Source organism: Candidatus Propionivibrio aalborgensis (genome assembly GCF_900089945.1).
Classification (GTDB): Bacteria; Pseudomonadota; Gammaproteobacteria; order Burkholderiales; family Rhodocyclaceae; genus Propionivibrio; species Propionivibrio aalborgensis.
In genome coordinates, this window is record NZ_FLQY01000386.1 from 1 (window position 1) to 23,694 (window position 23,694).

Below are 23,694 nucleotides of genomic sequence, written 5' to 3' on the forward strand. Positions count from 1 at the left end.
GCGTGAGATTGAAGCGGCCGGTGGTATTGCCAAGGAATTCAACACCATCGCCATCGACGACGGTATCGCCATGGGGCACGACGGCATGTTGTACTCACTGCCTTCGCGGGATTTGATCGCCGATTCCGTCGAATACATGGTCAATGGGCATTGCGCCGACGCCATGGTCTGTATCTCGAACTGCGACAAGATCACTCCGGGCATGCTGATGGCGGCCATGCGTGTGAACATCCCGGCCATCTTCGTTTCGGGCGGCCCGATGGAAGCCGGCAAGGTCAAGTTGGGCGGCAAGACGATCAGCATCGATCTGGTCGACGCGATGGTCAAAGCGGTCGACAGCACGATTTCGGATGCCGATCTTGAGGAGATCGAACGCTCGGCGTGCCCGACCTGCGGTTCCTGCTCCGGCATGTTTACCGCCAACTCAATGAACTGCCTCACGGAAGCGCTCGGCTTGTCATTGCCGGGCAATGGAACGCTGGTGGCCACCCACGCCGATCGCAAGGGGCTTTTCGTCAAGGCCGGACACCAGATCGTCGAACTCTGCCGCCGCTACTACGAGCAGGACGATGCGTCCGTGCTGCCGCGATCAATCGGCTCCTTTGAAGCTTTCGAGAACGCCATGACGCTCGACGTCACGATGGGTGGCTCAACCAACACCGTTCTGCATCTGCTGGCAGCGGCACAGGAAGCCGGCATCGCTTTCACGATGCAGGACATTGACCGGATCTCGCGCAAGGTACCTTGCCTGTGCAAAGTGGCTCCAATGACAGACAAGTATCACATCGAGGATGTGCATCGCGCCGGTGGCATCTACGGCATCCTCGGCGAACTCAAACGGTCCGGGCTGCTGCACCTCGGTGTGCCGACTGTACACAGCAGGACGCTGGATGAAGCCATCATGCACTGGGACGTCATGCATCATTCTCGCGACCTCAAGGTTTACGAATACTTTCGCGCTTCACCCGGCGGAGTTCCGACCCAGACAGCGTTCTCGCAGAATCGTCGTTACCCGGAACTCGATCTTGACCGGACGCGAGGCTGTATTCGCGACAAGTCCAACGCCTACTCGAAAGAGGGTGGCCTGGCGGTGCTCTTCGGCAACATCGCGCTGGATGGTTGTATCGTAAAAACAGCCGGTGTTGATGAAAGCATCTGGACATTCAGCGGCAAGGCGCGGGTTTTTGAAAGCCAGGATGCCGCGGTGCAAGCCATTCTCGCGGACCAGATCGTTGCCGGCGAGGTCGTGGTTATTCGATATGAAGGCCCGAAAGGCGGCCCCGGCATGCAGGAGATGCTTTATCCGACCTCATATCTCAAGTCCAAGGGCCTGGGCAAGGCCTGCGCACTACTCACCGACGGACGCTTCTCGGGCGGCACCTCAGGCTTATCCATCGGTCACGTCTCACCGGAGGCCGCCGAGGGCGGAGCCATCGGGCTTGTCGAAGAAGGCGACACCATTGAAATCGACATTCCCGGCCGGCGCATTCATCTGGCGGTGACCGACGCCGTATTGCAGCAACGCCGTGAAACAATGGATGCTAGGAACGAGCAAAGTTGGCAGCCGGCATCCGAGCGAGCGCGCATCGTTTCCAAAGCCTTGCAGGCCTATGCGCTGATGGCCTCTTCGGCGTCGACCGGTGCGGTGCGCGACCTCAGCCTGCTCAAGCGTCGTTGACTTCGCATCAGGAAAAGCCTGTCCACCCGGGTCGTGGTCAAATCGCGGTCAACTTTATCCTGGGTCCACGCGTTAGTCTGTTTGCCCCATTGCAATCTCATGTCGCCCTTGAGATTTGGTAGCAAGTTGGAATATGATCACCCCGTGGCAATCACCTTTCATCATTGGAGAGAGAGAATGAAGACAATTTACCTATCCCTGCTGGTTGCGGCCGGCCTCCTGTCCGCCGGTGCAGCACAAGCAGCGGACGAAACGGCCTTGGCCAAGTCCAAGAATTGCTTGGCATGCCATGCGGTTGACAAGAAGCTCGTCGGACCGTCGTATCAGGATATCGCCAAGAAATACACGGCCAAGGACGAAGCAATGCTTGTCGAGAAGGTTCTGAAGGGCGGCAAGGGTAACTGGGGTCAGATCCCGATGCCGCCAAACGCGTCGGTCACACCCGACGAGGCGAAGAAGCTGGTTACCTGGATTTTGAGCCTGAAGTAGGCTTTCTCAGGAGTTACACTCCAACATAGACCAACAAGACCGGTTCCAACCGGTCTTGTTGTTTGGGGGTTAACGTGTTGCATCACCCCGAGGCAAGCCGCCTCAACTACACATTGACATCAAGGTGATAGGTCAGCAGAATCGCCCCCTGTGTCCACTTTTTTCATTCATACCGCTTCCGGAGGAATATACATGTCGAACCCGCGCATTCCCAGCATGACACTTGCCATCGCGGCCGCTATTGCAATGATCGGCTGCGGGCAGAAGGAAGAACCCAAGCCAGTCGCCGCTCCTGCACCCGCTCCGGTTGCCGCTCCGGTACCACCACCGACGCCAGAGCTGACGGTTAAACTTGGCCACGTCGCACCGCTGACAGGTCCGCAAGCCCATCTGGGTAAAGACAACGAGAACGGCGCCCGTATGGCAATTGACGAGCTGAATGCTCAAGGCCTCGAAATCGGTGGCGCCAAGATCAAGTTCGATCTTGTCGCGGAGGACGACCAGGCCGATCCGAAGCAGGGCACCATCGTCGCCCAGAAGCTGGTTGACGCCAAGGTTAACGGAGTGATCGGCCACCTTAATTCAGGGACGACCATCCCGGCTTCCAAGATATATTTCGATGCCGGCATCCCGCAAATTTCCGGTTCGGCGACCAATCCAAAGTACACACAGCAGGGATTTGCCACGGCTTTCCGCGTCATGGCCAATGACGTGCAACAAGGTAAGGTTCTTGGCGAATTTGCCGCGCATCAAATGGGTGGCAAGAAGATCGCCATCATCGACGACCGTACCGCCTACGGCCAGGGTCTAGCCGACGAGTTTGAAAAAGCGGTTATTGCTTCTGGTGGCAAGATTGCTGCACGCGAATTCACCAACGACAAGGCTACCGATTTCGCGGCCATCCTGACCAAGATCAAGTCAAAGAAGCCGGATGTGATCTTCTATGGCGGAATGGACGCACAAGGCGGTCCAATGGCCAAACAGATGAAGTCGCTGGGAGTAAAAGCGAAGTTCCTTACGGGTGACGGTGGCTGCACACCGGAATTCATCAAGCTCGCCGGTGCCGCCAGTGAGGGTCAGTACTGCTCCTTGCCAGGTGTTCCGCTCGACCAGATGCCGGGCGGCAAGGCTTTCGGTGAAGCTTTTACGGCCAAGTATGGCCAAATCCAGCTCTATGCACCCTACGTCTACGATGCTGTGATGGTCATGGCCGACGCCATGAAGCGCGCGAATTCGGTTGAATCGGCCAAATTCCTTCCCGAAATCGGCAAGACCGACTACCAGGGCGTTAGCGCCAAGGTGCAGTTTGACGACAAGGGCGATATAAAGGGCGGTTCCATCAGCATGTATCAGGTCAAGGATGGACAGTGGGAGTACCGTGAAACCATCGGTGGCTCGCCCATGGCTATGGCCAAGGAAGCGGTAATGGATGCCGCGGCCGCGGTGAAGGATGCTGCTGTTGCGACCGATGCAGCCGCCAAGGACGCCATGAAGGACGCGGCCACGGAAGGCGCCAAGGTTGCTACCGAAGTTGCGAAGGACGTGAAGGAAGCAGCAGACGCGACCAAGGCCGCAGTAGAGAAGAAGTAGGCAAGCCGCGTAACAATGCAAACGGCACCTGAGGGTGCCGTTTGTTTGTTCGGTTTAGTACCGCATCGCGTCATACCCAGGCACATTTTCAGGCATTCCCGACAATGGACATATTCATCCAGCAAATCATCAACGGCCTGATTCTGGGCAGCATCTATGCGTTGGTTGCGCTGGGCTACACGATGGTTTACGGCATCATGGGCCTGATCAATTTTGCCCACGGTGAAGTCGTAATGATCGGCGCAATGGTCGCCCTGACGGTGATCAAGCTGCTTGAGAGCAGTGGCCTGCCCGTGTTCATTGTCATCCTGTTCGGGCTTGCCGCAGCGGCGACGGTATGCATGGCCGTCGGTTTTACGATCGAACGTATTGCCTACCGGCCATTGCGGCACGCGCCAAGGCTCGCCCCGTTGATCACCGCCATTGGCGTTTCCATCGTCCTGCAGAATCTCGCCATGCTGATCTGGGGTCGCAACTATCACGCTTTCCCGCCAATCCTGCCAACGTCTGCGTTTAACATCTTCGGCGCGACAATCACCAGCCTGCAGGTAGCCATCGTGCTGGTCGCCGCTCTGATGATGTCCGGCCTGATGATTCTGATCAACCGCACACGTCTCGGGCGCGCAATGCGTGCAACCTCTGAGAACCCGCCGATTGCCCGGTTGATGGGCGTCAACATCAACCAGATCATCTCATTTACCTTCATCATCGGCTCGGCGCTTGCGGCTGTAGCCGGGTTGATGGTCAGCGCCAACTACTCGATTGCCCACTACAACATGGGCTTCATGCTGGGGCTGAAAGCGTTTACCGCAGCTGTGCTGGGCGGCATCGGCAACGTCGCCGGCGCCATGCTCGGGGGCGTTCTGCTCGGCCTCATCGAGTCACTTGGCGCCGGCTACATCGGTGACCTGACCGGTGGCTTTCTCGGTAGCCACTATCAGGACATCTTCGCGTTCTTCGTGCTGATCGGCGTACTGGTTTTCCGTCCCTCCGGACTGATTGGCGAAAGAGTATCCGAGCGCGCATGATGACCTTGCTACCCGCACTCGAAAACGTCGCCCACAGCAAACGCGCCGCCATTATTGCAAGCGTCGTCATGGGCATCGTGCTCGCCGCCTTGCCTTTCATGATTGGCAGCGGTCTTGGCAACTCATGGCTGCGCATCATTGATTTCGCAATGCTCTACATCATGCTGGCGCTCGGTCTGAACATTGTGGTCGGTTTTGCCGGTCTGCTCGATCTCGGCTACATCGCCTTCTACGCAGTCGGCGCCTATCTGTACGCGCTACTCGCCAGCCCGCATTTCGGACTGCATTTGCCCGTTTGGCTGATCATCCCGGCCGGTGCCGCACTCGCCGGGTTTTTCGGCGCCTTGCTGGGTGCGCCAACCCTGCGCTTGCGCGGCGACTATCTGGCTATCGTTACACTCGGCTTTGGCGAGATCGTGCGGATTTTCCTGAACAACCTCAACGCCCCCATCAACATCACCAACGGACCTCAGGGCGTATCCGGCATCGATCCGCTGCACTTCGGGAGCATCACGCTGGCCAAGCCCATAGACTTTCTTGGCTTCACGATTCCCTCACTGCACGCCTACTATTATCTTTTTCTCGCCCTTGCCCTGTTCATCGTGTTTGTCACCATCCGGCTGGAGAATTCGCGCATCGGCCGTGCCTGGGTCGCCATCCGTGAAGACGAGATCGCAGCCAAGGCCTGCGGCATAAACACCCGCAATATCAAACTGCTGGCCTTCACCATGGGCGCCAGCTTTGGGGGGGTCGCCGGCGGGCTGTTTGCCGGTTTCCAGGGATTTGTCAGCCCCGAATCCTTTAATTTGATGGAGTCGATCATGGTGCTGTGCATGGTGGTGCTCGGCGGCATGGGCAACATCCCTGGCGTCATCCTCGGCGGCGTATTGCTAACCATCCTTCCGGAAATATTCCGCCACGGCGCCGGCCCGGTTCAACTTGCGCTCTTCGACGCCATCCTGCTTGATCCGGAAGCACTGCGCATGCTGCTTTTCGGTCTTGCGCTGATTGTCGTCATGCTTTACCGCCCGGCCGGCTTGTGGCCGTCAACCACCCGTCGGCGCGAGTTCAAGGGTGAATCGACAACCGATGTGCTGAAGGAAGGAGAATGAGCGTCACCATCCTCGAGGCGCGTGCCATCGACAAGCATTTTGGTGGCGTAACGGCCTTGCGCGATGTCTCGCTGACCATTAAGCAGGGTGAGATCTATGGTCTGATCGGACCGAACGGTGCCGGCAAGACCACTTTTTTCAACGTCCTCACGGGCTTATATCATCCCGATGGCGGTGATCTCGTGTTCGCCGGCGAAAAACTTCAGGCCAGCGCTCCGCACAAGGTGGCCAAGCGCGGCATCGCGCGCACTTTCCAGAATATCCGATTGTTCGCCAACATGACTGCGATGGAGAACGTCATGGTCGGACGTCATGTCAGGACACATGCCGGCGTGTTTGGTGCCGTCCTGCATGACCGCCGCACAATCAACGAAGAGGCCGCCATCAGACGCCGTTCCGAGGAACTGCTGCATTATGTGAATATCGCCGACCGTGCCAATGATCTGGCGCGAAACCTGTCTTACGGTGACCAGCGCCGGCTCGAAATCGCCCGCGCACTGGCGACGGACCCTAAGTTGCTGGCGCTCGACGAACCGGCGGCCGGAATGAACGGTGCCGAAACCACCGATTTGCGCGTGCTCATCGAGGGCATTCGCAAGGACGGCATTACCATCCTGCTCATCGAGCACGATGTGAAGCTGGTCATGGGTCTGTGCGACCGAGTCGCCGTACTCGATTACGGGCAAAAAATCTGCGAAGACATTCCGTCCGTCGTTCAAAATGACCCCAAGGTCATCGAAGCCTATCTGGGAGGCAGCATTGCTTGAAGTCACCGGTCTGCGCGTCGCCTACGGAGGCATTCAGGCGGTGCGCGGCATCACCTTCCACATCAACCAGGGTGAGATGGTCGCCCTCATCGGCGCCAATGGTGCAGGCAAGACCAGTACGCTCAAGGCCCTGTCCCGTCTGCTCGATTCAGCGGGTGGTAGCGTTCGTTTTTGCGGCAAGGAGCTATCCGCCTTGCCAGCGCATCAACTGGTTTCCGAAGGCATCGCACTGGTACCCGAAGGGCGCGGGGTGTTCCCGCGCATGAGCGTCAGCGAAAACTTGCTGATGGGCGCTTACGTTCGCCGGGATAAAGCCGAAATCGAAGTGGACCGCGAACAGGTGTTTTCTCTTTTCCCACGCCTTATGGAGCGCGCACACCAGTTGGCCGGAACATTGTCCGGTGGCGAACAGCAGATGCTCGCAATCGGACGCGCCCTGATGTGCCGGCCAAAACTGCTGCTGCTGGACGAACCATCGATGGGACTCGCACCACTCATGGTACAAAAAATTTTCGAGGTGATTCGCACGGTTGCCGATAAGGGCATGACGGTGCTGCTTGTAGAACAGAACGCCAAACTGGCGCTTGAAGTCAGCCAGCGCGGTTACGTCATGGAAAGTGGCGAGATTACGCTTACCGACGAGTCAGCCACACTGCTCGCCAACCCCAAGGTGCGAGAAGCCTATCTCGGCGAGTAGGGCGGCAAACCGCTGAAGACCCGACTCAACTAGCGCGTCAAAGGATTCGCGTTTCTGGCCTTCCCGGTTCAAGGCTCCCTACAACTCCATCGTGTCGGCAAAGGCCAGGGCTTGCATCTGGGCCCGGTTGAACTGGTCGGCGGACAGGCCGAGCATTCCCACCTGTTCGGCGAGTTCTTTTCCATCCTCGCCCTCACTTGATTTTGCCAGGTCGAGGAAGGGGCCGTACACGCCACCATTACCCAGCAGAGCGTCACAGATGGGTTCCGGCAGACTCATGGACTCGAGCACTTTATCCATATCCACCCCCAGCAAAGCGTCGAGCATGGAGAAGGCACCGGTGATGAACAGGTTGTCATACTCCTGCCGGTCGACAAGACCTTGCGCCAGTACTTCCATCAGCCGTGCACGCGTCAGCGCCGTGTGCATCAGCGCGGGCGCCATCGGGTCCTTGCTCGCCGTGGCTAGCAGGAGCGACAACCATTTGTTCAGCTTGTTGTACCCAAGTATGGTCACTGCGTGGCGGAATGACTGGACTTCGCAGGAAAGACCAAAGCCGGCTGAGTTGATGTAACGCAAAAGCTTGTAGGAAAGCGCCACGTCCTGTTTCAACGCCGCTTCGATTTCCTTGATATCGGCATTCTTGCGCACCAGATTCAGCACGCGGACGATTTGCGCCTGCCCTGGGCTCAGCGCCTTCGCCGGGGCTTTTGTCGGGTGTTTGAAAAACCAACTGGCGGCAGCATTCACCCCTGCGTCCAGACAGTCCTGAAACCCCTGACTGTCGCGCACGTTGATCGCCACACCGATGCCATAAGGCTGCGTCTGAGCTGCGAAGCTCTTGAGTTGGGCAGGTGAGAACCGCTGAGCATCGAACGCGATGAAACGGAAGGAGACACCGGACGAAAGTGCGGCTTTCGCCTGCGTGTCAAAAACCAGACACAGCGAGGCGTTCGCCGCTTTCAGGGCGTCAATCAGGATAGCCGCCTCAGGCTCTACAAAAGAAGCCGAATCGACTTCGATGGTTGCGTTTTCAGGGATCTGCCAGTCGAGCAATTCCGCATCACAAGGCGCATTGCCACAGCTGATGAAGACAAGTTTTTCACCCAGGGGCCAGAATTCCGTCAGGGCATCCAGGGTCTTGGCTGCGTCTTTCGTCGATGCACCGTCGTCAAAATGAAGCGTCAGGCGGGTGGCAATGATCTTGCTCTGGCGGTTGACCAGAGGTTGTCGCGAAATATAGACATCGGGCATGGCAATCAACCTGAAATATTGGAAGGGTTTTTGGCCAGATCTGTTATAGCGGACACGTCGTCATTGGCAAATTCGAATGAATCGGCAAAAAACTCGTTCTCCGGCAGATTGCATTTTCCGACAAAATCGCGTCGGGCTGCAGCTACCATTTCCGGCGAACCACAAACATACACCTGATGGCCGGAAAGATCAGGAAAATCCTGCATGGCCGCCGCATGGACAAAACCGATTCGCCCGCACCATTTCTCGCACTGAGGCGTATCGGACAACACCGGAACGAATCGGATACCAGGCTGTCGCGCCCACTGTTCGGGCAAGAGCATCAGGTAGAGATCGGCGCGTTCCCGCCCGCCCCAGTAGATAGCCATCGGTCGCGTCGTTTTTTCGGCAATGGCATGTTCGACGATGGCCTTGATCGGTGCAAAACCAGTGCCCGCAGCGACCAGCAGCATCGGCTTTGCGGAATCCTCACGCAGGTAGAAACTGCCATGAGGCCCGTTGATACGCAGAATGTCGCGCTCCTTCATGGCGTTGAACACATGATCGGTAAACTGGCCGCCCGGCACATGCCGGATATGCAGTTGCAGGCAACCGTCGTCGTGCGGCGCATTGGCCAGCGAAAAAGCTCGCCGGCGGCCTCCCTTCAGCAATATCTCGATGTACTGCCCGGCAAAAAACTGAAGTCGGTCGCTAGCCGGGAGTTTGAGTTCAACGATCATCACGTCGGGTGCTGCAAGCGTAAGCTTTTGCACTCGCGCCGGCAGGGTTCTCACCGGAATTTCCTGCGCGGAACGAATTTCTCTGCTCTCGATGGCCAAATCGCTTTGCGCCTTGGCACAACAAAACAAGGCAAATCCGGCCCTGCGGTCAGTTTCACTCAGGGTGTCTATCGGCGCCTTGCCATGATCGACAATTCCGCTCAACACTCTCCCCCGGCAGGTGCCACAAATACCGTCGCGACAGCCATAGGGCATCAGAAGCCCCTGCCGCAATGCCGCATCGAGGATGGTCTCGTCAGCCTCGGCCTCAAATTCGTGTTGAGAGTGCAAACCCGGCTGAACGCTGACCAGGAACCCCATCTAATCTCCCTGAAAATATGAATCCGGTAAAATTGCGCCGTGCAAAAACTTCTGATCGTCGGCTGTGGTGATATTGCTTTTCGAGTCCTGCCCCGCTTGCTCGGGCATTATCGGGTATTCGCCCTGCTGCGCGACCCCGTGCAGTTCGCTTCCTGGCGTGCCAACGGAGCCCGTCCCATCCGTGCCGATCTGGATCATGCATCAAGTCTGCAACGCATCAGCGGACTCGCCGACATCGTGCTGCATTTTGCGCCCCCTCCCGAACGTGGCGTAGTGGATACCCGCACACGTCGCCTGCTCGCAGCGCTGGCACGGGGAAAAAGTCTACCACAGCGGCTCGTGTACATCAGCACCAGCGGTGTATACGGCGACTGCGGCGGAGCGCGTATTGATGAAACTCGGCCCCCCCACCCAACCAGTGCCCGCGCCATGCGCCGCCTTGATGCCGAACACCAGTTGCGTCGCTTTGGACGCCAAAACGGTATTCGCGTCAGCATCCTGCGTGCGCCCGGCATCTACGCTGCCGATCGCTTGCCAACTGAGCGCTTGCAAAAGCGAGTCCATGCGCTACGGGCCGAAGACGACGTGTTCACCAACCACATCCATGCCGACGACCTGGCCATGCTGAGCTGTGCGGCGCTACGTTACGGACGCGCCAATCGCTGCTATAACGCGACTGACGACTCCGCGATGAAAATGGGCGAATATTTCGATCTCGTCGCCGACCGCTTCGGCCTGCCCCGACCACCACGCATTTCGCGCAGCGAGGCACAGCAGCAAATGTCGGCGCTTCAATTGTCGTTCATGAGTGAATCGCGCCGGATCGACAACCAACGGATCAAAAAGGAACTCCGGGCAAAATTGCGCTTCCCGCTGGTTGTGGATGGGGTGAATGCGGCCTGGCAGGAAAGGAATCGGTGATGGCTTATCTTGTCGTTAAGGCACTGCATATTGTGCTGGTAATCAGCTGGTTTGCCGGCCTGTTTTACTTGCCGCGCATCTTCGTCAATCTGGCGATGGTCCCGCAGGAGAGCACCGCCGAGTACGACAGGTTATTGTTGATGGCCGGAAAACTGTACCGTTTCATGACCCCGATCGGCTTTCTGTCCATTGCTTTCGGCCTTTGGCTGTGGCTTGGCTTTGGCGTTTCCGGCGGCTGGCTGCATGCCAAGACAATGCTGGTGGTCGTACTCGTTGGCTATAACCTGTACTGTCGAAAACTGTTGAAAGCATTTCAGTCCGGAAAGAACAAGTTCAACCACGTCTGGTTTCGCTGGTTCAATGAGATGCCCGTGCTGCTGCTGCTGGCCATTGTTTTCCTGGTTACATTCAAACCTTTTTAGGATACGTTTTTTGGAAAACTTCTTTGCCAGTTGCCCTCGCGGCCTGGAACCTTTGCTTGCGGAAGACCTTGCCGTGGCGGGTGTTGCCGAATCAAGGCAGATTCCCGGCGGAGTGCATTTTGTCGCCGATTGGCCAACCTGCTATGCGGCCAACCTGCATTCACGTATCGCCACCCGCATTCTGTGGCGGGTTGCCCGAGGGCCGTACGCAAAGGAAGACGACATCTACCGACAGGCGCTTGCCTTGCCGTGGCCGACATGGTTCAGTGCCAGCCAGACGATTCGCGTCGATATCACGGCGGTCAAATGTCCGCTCAGGAGCCTTGAATTCATGACACTGCGCATCAAGGATGCCATTTGTGACCGTTTCCGGGCAGATGTCGGAAAGCGCCCCAGCGTGGATACGCGCGAACCGGAAGTGCGTCTCCACGGCTTCTTGAGCGCCAACGAATGTACACTGTACATCGACACGTCGGGCGCACCGCTCTACCAGCGGGGACTGCGTCAGAAGACCGTCGAGGCGCCGCTGAAAGAGAATGTAGCGGCCGGCATTCTTCGTCTTTCCGGTTGGCAGCCCGGTATTCCCCTACTCGATCCAATGTGCGGTAGCGGTACTTTTCTCCTAGAAGCAGCGCAGATAGCACTCAACATTGCGCCGGGCGCCGGGCGCGACTTCGGATTCCAGCGTTTGAGGAACTTCAGACTCAAAGAGTGGAAACATCTGCTCGACAGCGCCATGGATGCCGAGAAGCCTGCCGCCAATGCACAGATATACGGAAGCGACATATCGCCAGTCGCCGTGCGTGCCGCGCTGGCTAACCTTGACCGCGCAGGCTTGCTCACTGCGGTTACGCTGAGTTCGGGCGACATATTGGAAATCGATGCTCCCGCCAAGGCGGGCGTACTGGTCACCAATCCACCCTATGGCGAACGCCTGTCCGAGCAGGATGAGCTAGCTGCTTTTTACCCGCAGCTTGGAAGCGCGCTCAAGCGCAAATTTGCCGGTTGGAACTGTTACCTGCTGTCAGCCGACATGCGCATGCCCAAACTGATGCGCCTGATGTCGAGCAAGAAAACGCCACTCTACAACGGCGCCATGGAATGCCGACTGTTCGAATTCAAAATGGTCGCGGGAAGCAATCGGCGTTGATGGCCTTAAAACGGCGATTGCGCGACAATTTCACTTCTTGATGTGCCGCTACCCCCAAGAGGGTAGTACGACGAACAGTGCTATTCAGAGGGAATAGAAGACGAGCCAGAATGAATAAATATTCAAAAATTATATGAACGTCAATGAAATTTCTGGGTAAATGTGGCAAAATATTGCACTTGTTGCAACCCCAAAAAAGAGTAAGGGAGGAGAAATCTTGAAAGTGAAAAATTTCCAGGACCGGCGTTCCGGACCTTCATTCTTCCCTGTTTATTCGCTGTGGGGCCTGCTTGCGGGGTTGATCCCCACAATGGCCCAAGCAGAATATGCTTTGAATCTGCCCGCGCCGGCTTCGGACCTCGCTCAATCCATATACGACCTGCACACCCTGATTCTCTGGATATGCCTTGCGATCCTGATCGTTGTGTTCATTCCGATGGCCTTGGCGTTAGTGCGGCACCGCAAATCGGTAGGGCACGTGGCAGCAAAATTCCACGACAATCTTCTTGTGGAAATTATCTGGACCATCATACCCATCCTGATTCTCATCTATATGGCATGGCCGGCGGCAGCCTTGGTAGTATCGATGAAGGACACGAGCAAGGAAGATCTCACGATCAAAGTTACCGCTCACCAATGGAAGTGGGAGTATGAGTATCTGGGCGACAACATTCGATTTATTAGCAACTCTTCAACTCCGAAAGAACAGATAGAGGGATTGCAACCCAAGGGCGAGCATTATCTGCTTGAGGTTGACCGGCCTATGGTCGTCCCTGCAGGCAAGAAAGTTCGTTTGGTGATGACCGCCAGTGATGTTATCCACGCTTGGTGGGTTCCCGCCTTTGGCGTCAAGCAGGACGCCATACCGGGGTTCATTCGCGATACCTGGTTCAAGGTCGACAAACCAGGCACCTACCGGGGCCAATGCGCCGAGCTGTGTGGTGTCAATCATGGCTTCATGCCTATCGTTGTTGAAGTCGTTCCTCCGGAACAATTCGCAAGCTGGAAAAACGAGCAGATCGCCTTGGTGGCGGCGGCAGCGGCAAACGCCAACAAGGTATACGAGTTAGCCGAACTCAAAGATATCGGCGAGAAGGTCTACGCTGCCAATTGCGCGGCCTGTCACCAGCCCAACGGCGAGGGTCTTCCAGGCGCTTTCCCCGGACTCAGTGGATCGAAGATGGTTAATGAAGACAAGGCAGGCCATATAGATATTGTCATCAACGGTAAGCCGGCAACGGCCATGGCGGCCTTTGGCAAGCAACTGTCCGATCTTGATATCGCTGCAGTCGTCACATACGAACGCAACAGCTGGGGCAACAAGACTGGCGATGTGGTGCAGCCGGCTGATATTGCTGCACATCGCAAGTAAGAAGGAGTCAGGAATGAATACAACCGCAGTCAACGTCGCCGCAGACCATCACGATCACGACCATGCTCCTTCTGGCGTCATGCGCTGGTTGACCAGTACCAACCACAAGGACATTGGCACGCTGTACCTGTGGTTCAGTTTGTTCATGTTTTTCTTCGCTGGCGCCTTGGCAATGCTGATACGTGCCGAGCTGTTCGAGCCTGGACTGCAATTGCTTCACCCCAATGTCTTCAACCAGCTCACGACGATGCACGGCCTGATCATGATTTTCGGAGCCATCATGCCCGCACTGGTTGGTTTCGCCAACTGGCAGGTGCCGCTGATGATCGGCGCATCCGATATGGCCTTCCCCCGTTTGAACAATTGGAGTTTCTGGCTATTGCCCGCCGCAGGCACACTGCTCGTCGCTTCGTTTTTTGTGCCTGGCGGTGCCATCGCCGGTGGCTGGACAATGTACCCCCCCCTCTATATTCAGGGCGGTATAGCCTATGACATGACAATACTTGCTGTTCACATCCTTGGCGTTTCGTCGATCATGGGGGCCATCAATATCATCACCACCATTCTCAACATGCGTGCACCCGGCATGACCTTGATGAAAATGCCTTTGTTTGTCTGGACTTGGCTGATTACTGCCTATCTGCTGGTAGCTGTCATGCCGGTGCTGGCCTGCGCAATCACCATGTTGCTCACCGACCGCCATTTCGGCACTCATTTCTTTGACGCGGCCGGCGGTGGCGATCCGGTCATGTTCCAGCACATTTTCTGGTTCTTCGGGCACCCTGAGGTGTACATCATGATTCTGCCGTCATTCGGCATTATCTCGACGATCATCCCGACCTTTGCACGCAAGCCATTGTTTGGCTACGTCTCTATGGTGTATGCGGTTGCCTCGATCGCGTTTCTCTCCTTCATTGTCTGGGCGCACCACATGTTCACCACCGGCATGCCGGTTGCCGGACAGCTCTTCTTCATGTACGCGACCATGCTGATTGCGATTCCTACCGGTATCAAGGTCTTCAACTGGGTAGCAACCTTGTGGCGGGGTTCAATCACCTTTGAAACGCCAATGCTGTTCTCGCTGGCCTTTGTCTTTTTGTTTACCATCGGCGGCTTCAGCGGGTTGGTGCTGGGGCTGGTTCCTGTGGATATTCAGTTGCAGGACACCTATTATGTGGTTGCCCACTTTCACTACGTGCTTTTCTCCGGAGCCGCAATGAGCATTATGGCTGGCGTGTACTACTGGCTGCCAAAATGGACTGGGCACATGTATGACGAGAAGCTCGGCAAACTGCACTTCTGGCTGACGGCCATTGCCTTCAACATCACCTTCTTTCCAATGCACTTTCTTGGCCTGGCCGGGATGCCACGGCGCATTCCCGACTATTCGCTTCAATTCACCGATTTCAACAGGATCGCCAGCCTTGGCGGATTTCTCCTCGGCGTCAGTCAACTGTTGTTCCTTTATGTGGTGATCAAGTGCGTACGAGGCGGCAAACCCGCTGGGAACAAGCCGTGGGATGGCGCTGACTCGCTGGAATGGACTCAGACATCGCCGCCACCGTATCACTCGTTTGTCACTCCCCCGGTAATCAAATAGGCCATACGAAGGGAAAGAAGCCATGCAAGCACATTCCAGCGACAGCGTCTATTACGTCCCTCCACCTTCGATCTGGCCTTTAGTCGGCTCGGTTGCTCTTCTCACCTTAGCTACCGGCTTCGTCCTCCTAATCAACAAGATCGCTGCTGGCCCCTATATCATGACACTAGGGGTTGGAATTCTGCTGGTCATGCTATTCGGCTGGTTTGGCGCAGTTATCAAGGAAAGTCTGGCCGGCAAGTACTCCCAACAGGTTGACCTCTCATTCCGCTGGGGGATGGTGTGGTTTATTTTTTCTGAGGTCATGTTCTTTGCAGGGTTCTTCGGTGCCCTGTACTACGCCCGAAGTTTCGCTGTGCCATGGCTCGCCGACACGCAGTTGTTGTGGCCTGGATTCAGTGCGGCCTGGCCAACGGCCGGTCCTGGCTTGAACACAGTTATCTCGCCGGTTAACGCTTGGGGAATTCCTGCAATCAACACCCTGATTCTTCTGACTTCAGGAGCTACCGTAACTTGGGCACATTGGGGCCTGCAGAAGGACAATCAATTTCAGCTAAAGCTCGGCCTGGCACTGACAGTTCTCTTGGGTGTCATCTTTATCGGCATGCAGATTCATGAGTATGGCGAAGCGGCTTTCACCATCCGTGATGGTATTTATGGCGCGACCTTTTACATGCTGACGGGTTTTCACGGCTTCCATGTCATTATGGGAACAGTCATGCTTATCGTCATCTTGTTGCGCTCTATGGCCGGACATTTTTCACCAAGCCACCATTTCGCATTCGAGGCTGTAGCATGGTACTGGCACTTCGTTGATGTGGTCTGGTTGTTGCTGTTCATTTTTATCTATTGGTTATAGGCTCTTCCGGACTCTCCGGCCAATACCTTACTTCTTCCCGATTGCCGATGCAGCTTCCCTTGTTCGACGGTTTTATTGGATCACTGGAGAAACCGATTGCGGATGCATGACAGCTTTATGATCGTTCTTAGCACCCTCTTTGTGGTGGTATTTGCGATCATGATGCATTCGATGTTCAAACACCGCAGAAACTGCGACCACTCGACTGCGAAGCTCACTGGGGCGAACGGGACGGTGCAGTGGCTGTGGGCACTCGTTCCATTTGCCATCCTTGCCTTCGTTGACATCGCGCTGATCAACGCTCCGAAAGACCGCAATGCACATGCCCTGAAGGAAGGCGGTCTAACCATTGCGCAAAACCAGACGTCAGCCTTGTCTTCGCTGGTCGACAGCACGCAGACGTTGAGGAGTTCAGCAGCGGACAGTGAGGAATCTGTTTTAGTGACCGCTTACAGGGCTCACAGATGACAACAACGAAGACCTCAGATTCGGCAATGGGCAACCAGCGAAATGCGGACAATCGACGTTTGGGCTGGACTATCGCTGCCGTTGCGTGCGCCGTTTTCTTCCTCGTGTTATTTTTGAAAAGCTGATGCAGTCAAATGCCCCTGTCTGTCAGTAGTCCAACACTTGGACAAACCAACCGCCGTCTGCTCAAGAAGCTGCTTGCACTCGTCGTTCTGGCGTTCGCTTTCGGATTCGCGTTAGTGCCGCTATATGATGCGTTTTGCCTGGTCACTGGACTTAATGGAAAGACAGGAAATGCGGCACAAGCCGGCAATTTCGGTTTTGGAGGTATCAACAAGTCAGTCACGGCACCACCCAGCAGCATCGACATGAACCGCGTCGTGACGGTCGAATTTACAGGCACCGTAATGCCCGGCCTGCCATGGGAACTGCTGCCAATGACTTCAAAGCTGGATCTGCATCCGGGTGAACTGCATCTGGTCAAGTACCGCGTACACAACCGTTCGGACAAAACCATTGTTGGGCAAGCCATACCGAGCGTTTCTCCGGGTTTGGCCGCACAACATTTTGAGAAAATCGATTGCTTCTGCTTTGCGCAACAAACCCTCGCTCCGGGCGAGACGAAGGAATTACCATTGACTTTCATCGTCAAACCGGAAATCGATAATGACATCCATACGATCACCCTTGCCTATGCATTCTTTCATGTCGACGGTGAGAAATCGGCGGTGAAAAACCAAGTCTCACGCTGACTCCGGCGTCCGGACAAACCGAATGTCGGCAAAATGCCGGAAATGGAACTGAAATTCGGATTGGAACTGCGTTCCAGAGCAATCAGCCTGAGGTCTTTACTATCTCGATCCCCGAAATAATGGGTGTTTCGCTGCTCCTCCCGCGGGACTCAGCCGTGGATCAGTCCAAAACGAGAACCAAGCATCAGCAATATGAAGATCGTGAACGACAGTCCAATGCGCCAAGTCAGCGCTCTCACTGTTCGGTCGCCTGCGCCATGATCTCGGTAGAGGAAGAAAAGGCCGGAGAACAGGCTGCCGATCACGCCAATCAACATGACAAGGATGATGAGCTTGAGCATTGCCGACTCCAGTAAGGTGAGTTCAAATTATGCCCGCACTGAGCATGATGTGGCAACACCACCAGTTTCGCAAGAAGACAAACTGTCAGACTCCACGCGCCGTTTTCGACCGCGGCTGTTACCCACGCTGGCTGCGGCCTTACTGTTACCCCTCTTCATATTCGCCGGAAACTGGCAGTGGAACAAGGCGACTATCAAAGGCAACCTGCAAAGGCAGCTGGATATGCGTGCCACCGAACCGGCAATTCAGATACCGGCAGCGCGAGTCGAAGATCCGCAATCGCTACGCTACCGCAAGGTTGTCGCACAAGGGAATTACGAGCCACAGCACCAAGTATTGATCGCCAATCGCACCCTTCATGAACGCGCCGGCTATCACGTTATCACCCCGCTAAGGCTCGGCGGCAGCGAAATTCGCGTGTTGATCAATCGCGGCTGGATTCCAGCGCTAGCGAAGTATCGCGACGTGCCACAAGTCTCAACACCCGCCGGGATGGTTGAAGTTTCCGGAACGGCCGCCATTCCCGGCACATATTTCTTTACGCTTGGAGATGACGGTTACAGCACGACCGGATGGCACAGCGTCTGGCAAAACCTTGATTTGAAGCGCTATAGCCAAGCCGTTGGTTTTCAGATCCAACCCTTCGTCGTCGAACTTGACCCGGAAAGCGCGGCTGGAGGATTTGCCCGCGAGTGGCGTCGCCCCGACGAACGACTCGAATCACATCTCAGCTATGCTTTCCAGTGGTGGAGTATGGCCGCAACCACCATTGTACTCTGGCTTGTTTTGAACTTCCGACGAAAATCCTGAGGCTTTCAGGAAATACACACCATGACTGCAGTCACGCCCACATCAAATTCAAAACGCAACACTCTGCTGTTACTTGCTGCGGTATTTGTTCTTCCCTTCGTTGTCGGTTCAGGGCTCTTCTGGCTGGATTGGCGCCCAGAGAAATACATTAACCATGGAGATCTTCTCCAGCCACCGATCCCACTGCCGGAAACCGGTCTCAGCCATGCCGATGGACGACCCCTGCCGGCCTCGGACTTTCGAGGAAAGTGGTTACTCGTACTGCCCGTCAACGGCGCATGCGACAAGGATTGCGAAAAAAGCCTGCAACTGATGCAGCAGGTTCACCTCGCACTAAACAAGGAGCAAGACCGCCTGCTGCGGGTTCTCGTGAGCATTGATTCATCTGGCACTCATAGCACGCCAGCATTACCGGAATTGCAGCAGCGCCTCCCGGATATTGTCGTTGCAATGGCAAAAGCCAGCACAGAGGTCAACGTCTGGCGCAGTCTGTTGGGTGACAGTGGGCAAAAGGTCTTCATCGTTGATCCACTCGGTAACGTCATGATGCGCTACGCCGAGCCAATCGATATGCGTGGCGTGCTGAAGGATCTTGAGCGCTTGCTGAAGTATTCCTGGGTTCGCTAAAGCTATCTGGAGATATCGTATGCCCGCCACCTTTAGAGATCAGGCGAATTCGAACCGCTCGGCTGGGCGTCGGATCTCTGATTTCTTCGATTTGTGCAAACCGCGCGTCAATAGCCTGATTGTCTTCACAGCGATGATCGGCATGCTTCTCGCCTCACCCGGCTTCCCTCCCCTAACCGTCTTTCTGTCTGCATCAATTGGCATTGCGCTCGTCGCAGGTGCTGCAGCAGCGATCAACTGCCTGGTTGAAAGAACGGTTGACGCGAAGATGGCGCGTACCCGTTGGCGCGCCACGGCAAACGGTAAAGCCCCGATGGCAGAAACACTGACCTTGGCCACATTAGTTGGCAGTGTTGGGCTTTGGCTGCTTCACGCCATGGTCAATCCACTGACCATGTGGCTGACTCTTGCGACCTTTCTAGGTTACGCGATCATCTACACGATCGTACTGAAACCAGCTACGCCGATGAACATTGTGATCGGCGGAGCGTCAGGCGCCATGCCCCCATTGCTCGGATGGGCAGCAATGACCGGCAGTGTCGGCCCTGAAGCATTGGTTCTGTTCCTGATCATTTTCATCTGGACCCCACCGCACTTTTGGGCGCTCGCCTGCTATCGCCGTGAGGATTACGTAAAAGCCGGTCTGCCCATGCTGCCCGTCACGCACGGAATCGAGCTTACCTGTTTTCACAGTTTTCTCTATGTCGTCATGCTTACAGGCGCTACAGTGTTGCCCTACACTCTGGGCATGAGTGGGCCGTGGTATCTCGCCACGGTACTGGTACTTGATGTCATCTTTTTAGCCTACACCTTTGCGCTTTGGCGCAACTACAGCGATGCACTGGCCAGACGCACTTTCCGCTGGTCGATCATCTATCTGACTTTGCTCTTTGCTGCGCTATTGGCCGATCATTTTGTGTAATCCAACGCACGAACGATATGAGCTTTATCTGTAAAGATTCCGGTTTAATCGGCCAGCGCAGCCAGTAACTTGTCGTGAATGCCGCCGAAACCACCGTTGCTCATCACCAGTATCTGGTCGCCATGTCGGGCAGCAGCGACGATGTTGCGGATCAGGCCATCCAGATCGTCGGAAACCTGTGCCTTGTGGCCCAATGGCGCCAGAGCTTCTGAAGCGTCCCATCCGAGCTTGGCGGAATAGCAGAACACCAGATCGGCGTCGGCGAGGCTTGCTGGCAGTTGCGCCTTCATCACACCCAGCTTCATCGTGTTCGAGCGCGGTTCCAGAACAGCGAGAATTCGCGGCGCTTCTGCGCCCGACCCGATTCTGCGACGCAGCCCGGACACCGTCGTCGCGATGGCAGTAGGATGATGAGCAAAGTCATCGAGGACGTTCACTCCGCGGACCGTTCCCCGCAGTTCCAACCGTCGCCTGACATTTTTGAAGCGCGACAAGGCTTCCAGGCTTATATCGAACGGCACGCCAACGTGTCGCGCGGCAAGTAGTGCTGATACTGCGTTGGAACGGTTGTGCTCGCCGTTCAGACTCCAATTCGCCTTACCGATGACTTCTTCACCATGCATCAAGCGTAACGAGCCATCCGCATCGTCACCTTCCATGCGCCAGTCGAAGGCTTGGTTGAAGCGCTCGATGGGCGTCCAGCAACCGCGGGCGAGCACACGTTCGAGGCTACTTTCTCCACCGTTGCTTACCAGCAGGCCATTTCGCGGCAAAGTACGCACAAGATGATGGAATTGCGTCTCGATAGAAGCAAGATCGGCGAAGATATCCGCATGGTCATATTCCAGATTATTCAGAATTGCTGTTCGCGGTCGGTAATGAATGAACTTGGAGCGTTTGTCACAAAACGCCGTGTCGTATTCGTCGGCCTCGATCACGAAGAACGGAGATTCGCCGACATTTCCCGATAATCGTGCAGATACGCCGAAATTCATCGGAACTCCACCGATCAAAAAGCCAGGACTCAAGCCGGCATCCTCAAGAATCCAGGCCAACATCGCGGAAGTCGTAGTCTTGCCGTGCGTGCCGGCGACTGCTAACACCCAACGCCCCTGCAACACGTTGTCCGATAGCCACTGCGGTCCGGAAACATAGCGCAAACCCCGGTCCAGAATCTCCTCAAGCAGGGGGTTGCCTCGCGAAATGGCGTTTCCCACAAGAAAAAAATCTGGCTTGAGCGCAAGCTGCTCAATACCATAGCCTTCAACGAGTTCAATGCCCGACGCTTCAAGCTGAGTACTCATCGGCGGATAGACGCCGCTATCGCAACCAGTTACGCGATGACCTGCAGCTTGCGCCAGCTGTGCAATTCCCCCCATGAAGGTGCCACAAATGCCGAGAATATGAATGTGCATGAAAAAATTCCAAGTAGAATGGTCTGTGCGACGAGTGTTCGCGGGCGCGCCAAGCGAATTGTACGCTTGACGCAGCGATGCGACTGAATCCGGCTGGACGAGCGAATCCGCGCGGTAGCGAGGCGCCAGGAATGCAACCATTCCCGAAGAAAGCGCGAATACCAAAGTCCGAGACCTGAGCGACCAGCGCCATGAACCGACGATACGAGAACTTGAACAAGGCTCAGCAACGCAAGCGAATTGCCAGTGTCGCAGCGCGCTTGGTTGCCGAGCATGGCATCGGCGACTACGCTCTGGCTAAACGCAAGGCAGCACACGGCCTCGGCCTGCCAGAAGACACCCAGCTACCGGATAACGCCGAGCTTGAGATGGAATTGAGTACCTACCAACGCCTCTTTCACGCTGATGAGCACACTGAGAGAATCGCTGATCTCCTGCGAATAGCCAGCGAAACTATGCTTATCATGCAGAAATTCAACCCTTATCTTACAGGCTCTGTACTCGATGGAACCGCTGGTCGCTATGCCGAAATTGACATCCAGCTATACACCGATAGCGCCAAGGATGTTGAAATCTATCTTCTCAACCAACGTATTTCCTATGAGCACAGTACTCCCCGCTCGGAGCGCGCCGAGGCTGTACTGACTATCCACAACGAGGGCAGCGTCGTCAATCTTATTGTCTACCCGACTAAAGAGGAACGAGTCACCTTAAAGACCCATGATGGCAGGGTCAGGCGGCGCGCGCGCCTTGACGCCGTTAATAGACTGCTGCTCACATCCACCCCAAGGGATACGCCATGACAGCCAGAAGGCAGTTTGTTGTTGGCGCTATTGCCGTAGTGCTCGCCCTGGCATCCGGCATCTATATCGGAATTGAAGCACGAGGAGGACCTGAGGCGAGTGTAGTAGAAGCACCTGAGGGCGCGCTCACGAGCGAAGCCATAGTGAATCTATTTGCCGCCCGCTTGAACGACGCGGAGGGAAAGACGCTGGCGATGTCTCAATGGCGGGGAAGAACGCTGGTGGTTAACTTCTGGGCGACATGGTGCCCCCCCTGCAAAGAGGAAATGCCGGCTTTTTCGAGATTGCAAACGCAATATGCGGCGAACGGCGTCCAATTTGTAGGTATCGCGCTCGATTCTGCCGACAACGTACTCAATTTCTCAAAGCAGCACCCTGTCACCTACCCGCTTCTCCTTGCCGGCTCCGAAGGGGCAGAACTGAGCCGGCAATTGGGCAATTCGCTCCTAACTGTGCCTTACACCGTCGTTCTGGGTGCCAATGGAGGGGTGCATACGACCAGAATGGGGCCCTTTCCCAAGCAGGAACTTGAAGCACTGCTGCAGAAGATCGCCATCGCGAAATGAGCGATTACTGGACAAAATGCTGCGATATGCGGCAATATTACAGATATGAAGAAGGAAAAAGCCACATCGTCAGACAATAAGAAGTCCGGGGAACCCGTCAAGCTACTTGTCCTGCATGGACCCAACCTGAATCTTCTCGGCACTCGCGAGCCAAACTATTATGGCCTGGCAACACTTTCGGACATCAATCTTGCCCTAGCCCGTCGTGCGGCAGCCGTAGGCGCTGAACTTGAATCATTTCAAAGCAATCACGAGGGCGCCCTGATCGAACGCGTACACGCTGCGCGAGAACAGAGGGTACGCTACATCATCCTCAATCCAGCGGCTTACACGCATACCAGCATCGCGTTACGGGACGCCATGGCGGCGTCAGGCATTCCCTTTGTCGAGGTGCACCTATCCAACGTTCACTCTCGCGAAACCTTCCGCCATCACTCGTATTTTTCTGACTTGGCGGTTGGCGTCATTACAGGGCTTGGCAGCGAGGGTTACCTGCTTGCGCTTGAGTACCTTCTCAGTCAGATCAATGCTGACTGACCTCGTGGCAGCGGGTTGACCACTTCTGCCGCCAGTTTTTGCGACTGGCAACCATCAATTCACAAAGGATTAGATTCATGGATCTGCGTAAACTCAAGAAACTCATTGATCTGGTCGAGGAATCGGGTATCACCGAGCTTGAAGTAACCGAAGGAGAGGAAAGAGTCCGCATAGCCAAGCACTCGACTGCCGCTCCCCAACAGGCTTACACGATGCCGCAAGCGACAACAGTGGCCTTGCCGGCCGCTGGACCCGCCATCGACGCTCCCGCCGACAGCAAAGCACTTAATCTCCCTGAGGGGCACGTCATCAAATCGCCGATGGTCGGCACCTTCTATCGTTCGGCCAGCCCTGACTCCGATCCGTTTGTTGAGGTCGGCAGCATAGTCAAATCTGGCGACACACTGTGCATTGTCGAGGCAATGAAACTGCTC

26 protein-coding genes are annotated in these 23,694 nt (G+C 55.9%); 22 read left to right on the forward strand and 4 right to left on the reverse strand.

Annotated features, from left to right (window positions below; all coding sequences use genetic code 11):
* From ilvD to PROAA_RS17195, 7 genes are all read left to right on the forward strand, one after another.
* The coding region (gene ilvD / locus PROAA_RS17165) for a dihydroxy-acid dehydratase (protein ID WP_186412508.1) at positions 1-1,678 on the forward strand (1,678 nt) is incomplete at its 5' end.
* A 177-nt stretch (positions 1,679-1,855) separates the two neighbouring features.
* Complete coding sequence (locus tag PROAA_RS17170) at positions 1,856-2,167, forward strand: c-type cytochrome (protein ID WP_186412509.1); 312 nt, start codon at positions 1,856-1,858, stop codon at positions 2,165-2,167.
* Between the two features lie 192 nt (positions 2,168-2,359).
* Entirely contained in the window at positions 2,360-3,757 is a 1,398-nt protein-coding gene (locus tag PROAA_RS17175) for a branched-chain amino acid ABC transporter substrate-binding protein (protein ID WP_186412510.1), read from the forward strand.
* Positions 3,758-3,861: 104 nt separating this feature from the next.
* Positions 3,862-4,785 carry a branched-chain amino acid ABC transporter permease gene (locus PROAA_RS17180; protein WP_186412511.1) on the forward strand — a complete coding sequence of 308 codons (924 nt, stop codon included), beginning with the start codon at positions 3,862-3,864 and terminating at the stop codon, positions 4,783-4,785.
* 68 nt (positions 4,786-4,853) lie between these two features.
* A complete protein-coding gene (locus PROAA_RS17185; RefSeq protein WP_245664333.1) occupies positions 4,854-5,897 on the forward strand; it encodes an ABC transporter permease subunit in 1,044 nt (347 codons plus the stop codon).
* Positions 5,894-6,664 carry an ABC transporter ATP-binding protein gene (locus PROAA_RS17190; protein WP_186412512.1) on the forward strand — a complete coding sequence of 257 codons (771 nt, stop codon included), beginning with the start codon at positions 5,894-5,896 and terminating at the stop codon, positions 6,662-6,664. Before PROAA_RS17185 ends, PROAA_RS17190 begins: the two co-directional genes overlap by 4 nt.
* Entirely contained in the window at positions 6,618-7,361 is a 744-nt protein-coding gene (locus PROAA_RS17195) for an ABC transporter ATP-binding protein (RefSeq protein ID WP_186412513.1), read from the forward strand. Before PROAA_RS17190 ends, PROAA_RS17195 begins: the two co-directional genes overlap by 47 nt.
* Positions 7,362-7,439: 78 nt before the next feature.
* Here PROAA_RS17195 and PROAA_RS17200 read toward each other — a convergent pair whose 3' ends face one another.
* Both PROAA_RS17200 and PROAA_RS17205 read right to left on the reverse strand, forming a co-directional pair.
* Positions 7,440-8,615 carry an EAL and HDOD domain-containing protein gene (locus tag PROAA_RS17200; RefSeq protein WP_186412514.1) on the reverse strand — a complete coding sequence of 392 codons (1,176 nt, stop codon included), beginning with the start codon at positions 8,613-8,615 and terminating at the stop codon, positions 7,440-7,442.
* A 5-nt stretch (positions 8,616-8,620) separates the two neighbouring features.
* Positions 8,621-9,694, reverse strand: coding sequence for a CDP-6-deoxy-delta-3,4-glucoseen reductase (locus PROAA_RS17205; protein ID WP_186412515.1), 1,074 nt, complete (start codon positions 9,692-9,694; stop codon positions 8,621-8,623).
* Between the two features lie 39 nt (positions 9,695-9,733).
* On the opposite strand from PROAA_RS17205, the gene PROAA_RS17210 reads away from it, so the two are divergent.
* The 8 genes from PROAA_RS17210 (at position 9,734) to PROAA_RS17245 (ending at position 17,238) form a co-directional block, all read left to right on the forward strand.
* A complete protein-coding gene (locus PROAA_RS17210) occupies positions 9,734-10,615 on the forward strand; it encodes an SDR family oxidoreductase (RefSeq protein ID WP_186412516.1) in 882 nt (293 codons plus the stop codon).
* Positions 10,615-11,037: a CopD family protein gene (locus PROAA_RS17215; protein ID WP_186412517.1), complete on the forward strand. Its 423-nt coding sequence runs from the start codon at positions 10,615-10,617 to the stop codon at positions 11,035-11,037. Before PROAA_RS17210 ends, PROAA_RS17215 begins: the two co-directional genes overlap by 1 nt.
* Positions 11,038-11,047: 10 nt before the next feature.
* Positions 11,048-12,187 (forward strand): THUMP domain-containing class I SAM-dependent RNA methyltransferase, encoded by a 1,140-nt coding sequence (locus PROAA_RS17220; protein ID WP_245664330.1) that lies wholly within the window; start codon positions 11,048-11,050, stop codon positions 12,185-12,187.
* A 160-nt stretch (positions 12,188-12,347) separates the two neighbouring features.
* On the forward strand, positions 12,348-13,559 hold the full coding sequence (gene coxB, locus PROAA_RS17225) for a cytochrome c oxidase subunit II (protein ID WP_245664331.1): 1,212 nt from the start codon (positions 12,348-12,350) through the stop codon (positions 13,557-13,559).
* Between the two features lie 13 nt (positions 13,560-13,572).
* Entirely contained in the window at positions 13,573-15,159 is a 1,587-nt protein-coding gene (ctaD, locus tag PROAA_RS17230) for a cytochrome c oxidase subunit I (RefSeq protein WP_186412519.1), read from the forward strand.
* Between the two features lie 22 nt (positions 15,160-15,181).
* The gene (locus PROAA_RS17235) at positions 15,182-16,018 is read left to right on the forward strand and encodes a cytochrome c oxidase subunit 3 (RefSeq protein ID WP_186412520.1); all 837 of its coding nucleotides are present in this window, start codon (positions 15,182-15,184) and stop codon (positions 16,016-16,018) included.
* 102 nt (positions 16,019-16,120) lie between these two features.
* Complete coding sequence (locus PROAA_RS17240) at positions 16,121-16,486, forward strand: cytochrome c oxidase subunit II transmembrane domain-containing protein (RefSeq protein ID WP_186412521.1); 366 nt, start codon at positions 16,121-16,123, stop codon at positions 16,484-16,486.
* Positions 16,487-16,620: 134 nt separating this feature from the next.
* On the forward strand, positions 16,621-17,238 hold the full coding sequence (locus PROAA_RS17245; RefSeq protein ID WP_186412522.1) for a cytochrome c oxidase assembly protein: 618 nt from the start codon (positions 16,621-16,623) through the stop codon (positions 17,236-17,238).
* A 149-nt stretch (positions 17,239-17,387) separates the two neighbouring features.
* On the opposite strand, the gene PROAA_RS17250 is transcribed toward PROAA_RS17245, so the two are convergent.
* On the reverse strand, positions 17,388-17,579 hold the full coding sequence (locus PROAA_RS17250) for a twin transmembrane helix small protein (protein ID WP_186412523.1): 192 nt from the start codon (positions 17,577-17,579) through the stop codon (positions 17,388-17,390).
* Positions 17,580-17,628: 49 nt separating this feature from the next.
* On the opposite strand from PROAA_RS17250, the gene PROAA_RS17255 reads away from it, so the two are divergent.
* From PROAA_RS17255 to cyoE, 3 genes are read left to right on the forward strand one after another with little or no spacing between them, the layout of a single operon-like run.
* Positions 17,629-18,390, forward strand: coding sequence for an SURF1 family protein (locus PROAA_RS17255; protein ID WP_222102342.1), 762 nt, complete (start codon positions 17,629-17,631; stop codon positions 18,388-18,390).
* Positions 18,391-18,411: 21 nt separating this feature from the next.
* Positions 18,412-19,017, forward strand: coding sequence for an SCO family protein (locus PROAA_RS17260; protein WP_186412525.1), 606 nt, complete (start codon positions 18,412-18,414; stop codon positions 19,015-19,017).
* 19 nt (positions 19,018-19,036) lie between these two features.
* The gene (gene cyoE, locus PROAA_RS17265; protein WP_186412526.1) at positions 19,037-19,939 is read left to right on the forward strand and encodes a heme o synthase; all 903 of its coding nucleotides are present in this window, start codon (positions 19,037-19,039) and stop codon (positions 19,937-19,939) included.
* A gap of 44 nt (positions 19,940-19,983) precedes the next feature.
* Here cyoE and mpl read toward each other — a convergent pair whose 3' ends face one another.
* Complete coding sequence (gene mpl / locus PROAA_RS17270; protein WP_186412527.1) at positions 19,984-21,354, reverse strand: UDP-N-acetylmuramate:L-alanyl-gamma-D-glutamyl-meso-diaminopimelate ligase; 1,371 nt, start codon at positions 21,352-21,354, stop codon at positions 19,984-19,986.
* Positions 21,355-21,566: 212 nt separating this feature from the next.
* On the opposite strand from mpl, the gene PROAA_RS17275 reads away from it, so the two are divergent.
* The 4 genes from PROAA_RS17275 to accB form a co-directional block, all read left to right on the forward strand.
* Positions 21,567-22,157 carry a hypothetical protein gene (locus PROAA_RS17275; RefSeq protein WP_245664332.1) on the forward strand — a complete coding sequence of 197 codons (591 nt, stop codon included), beginning with the start codon at positions 21,567-21,569 and terminating at the stop codon, positions 22,155-22,157.
* On the forward strand, positions 22,154-22,723 hold the full coding sequence (locus PROAA_RS17280; protein WP_186412529.1) for a TlpA family protein disulfide reductase: 570 nt from the start codon (positions 22,154-22,156) through the stop codon (positions 22,721-22,723). The genes PROAA_RS17275 and PROAA_RS17280 overlap by 4 nt, the downstream gene beginning before the upstream one ends.
* A 45-nt stretch (positions 22,724-22,768) precedes the next feature.
* Positions 22,769-23,260 (forward strand): type II 3-dehydroquinate dehydratase, encoded by a 492-nt coding sequence (gene aroQ, locus PROAA_RS17285; protein ID WP_186412530.1) that lies wholly within the window; start codon positions 22,769-22,771, stop codon positions 23,258-23,260.
* 77 nt (positions 23,261-23,337) lie between these two features.
* A partial coding sequence (gene accB / locus PROAA_RS17290) for an acetyl-CoA carboxylase biotin carboxyl carrier protein (RefSeq protein ID WP_186412531.1) occupies positions 23,338-23,694 on the forward strand: 357 nt, incomplete at its 3' end.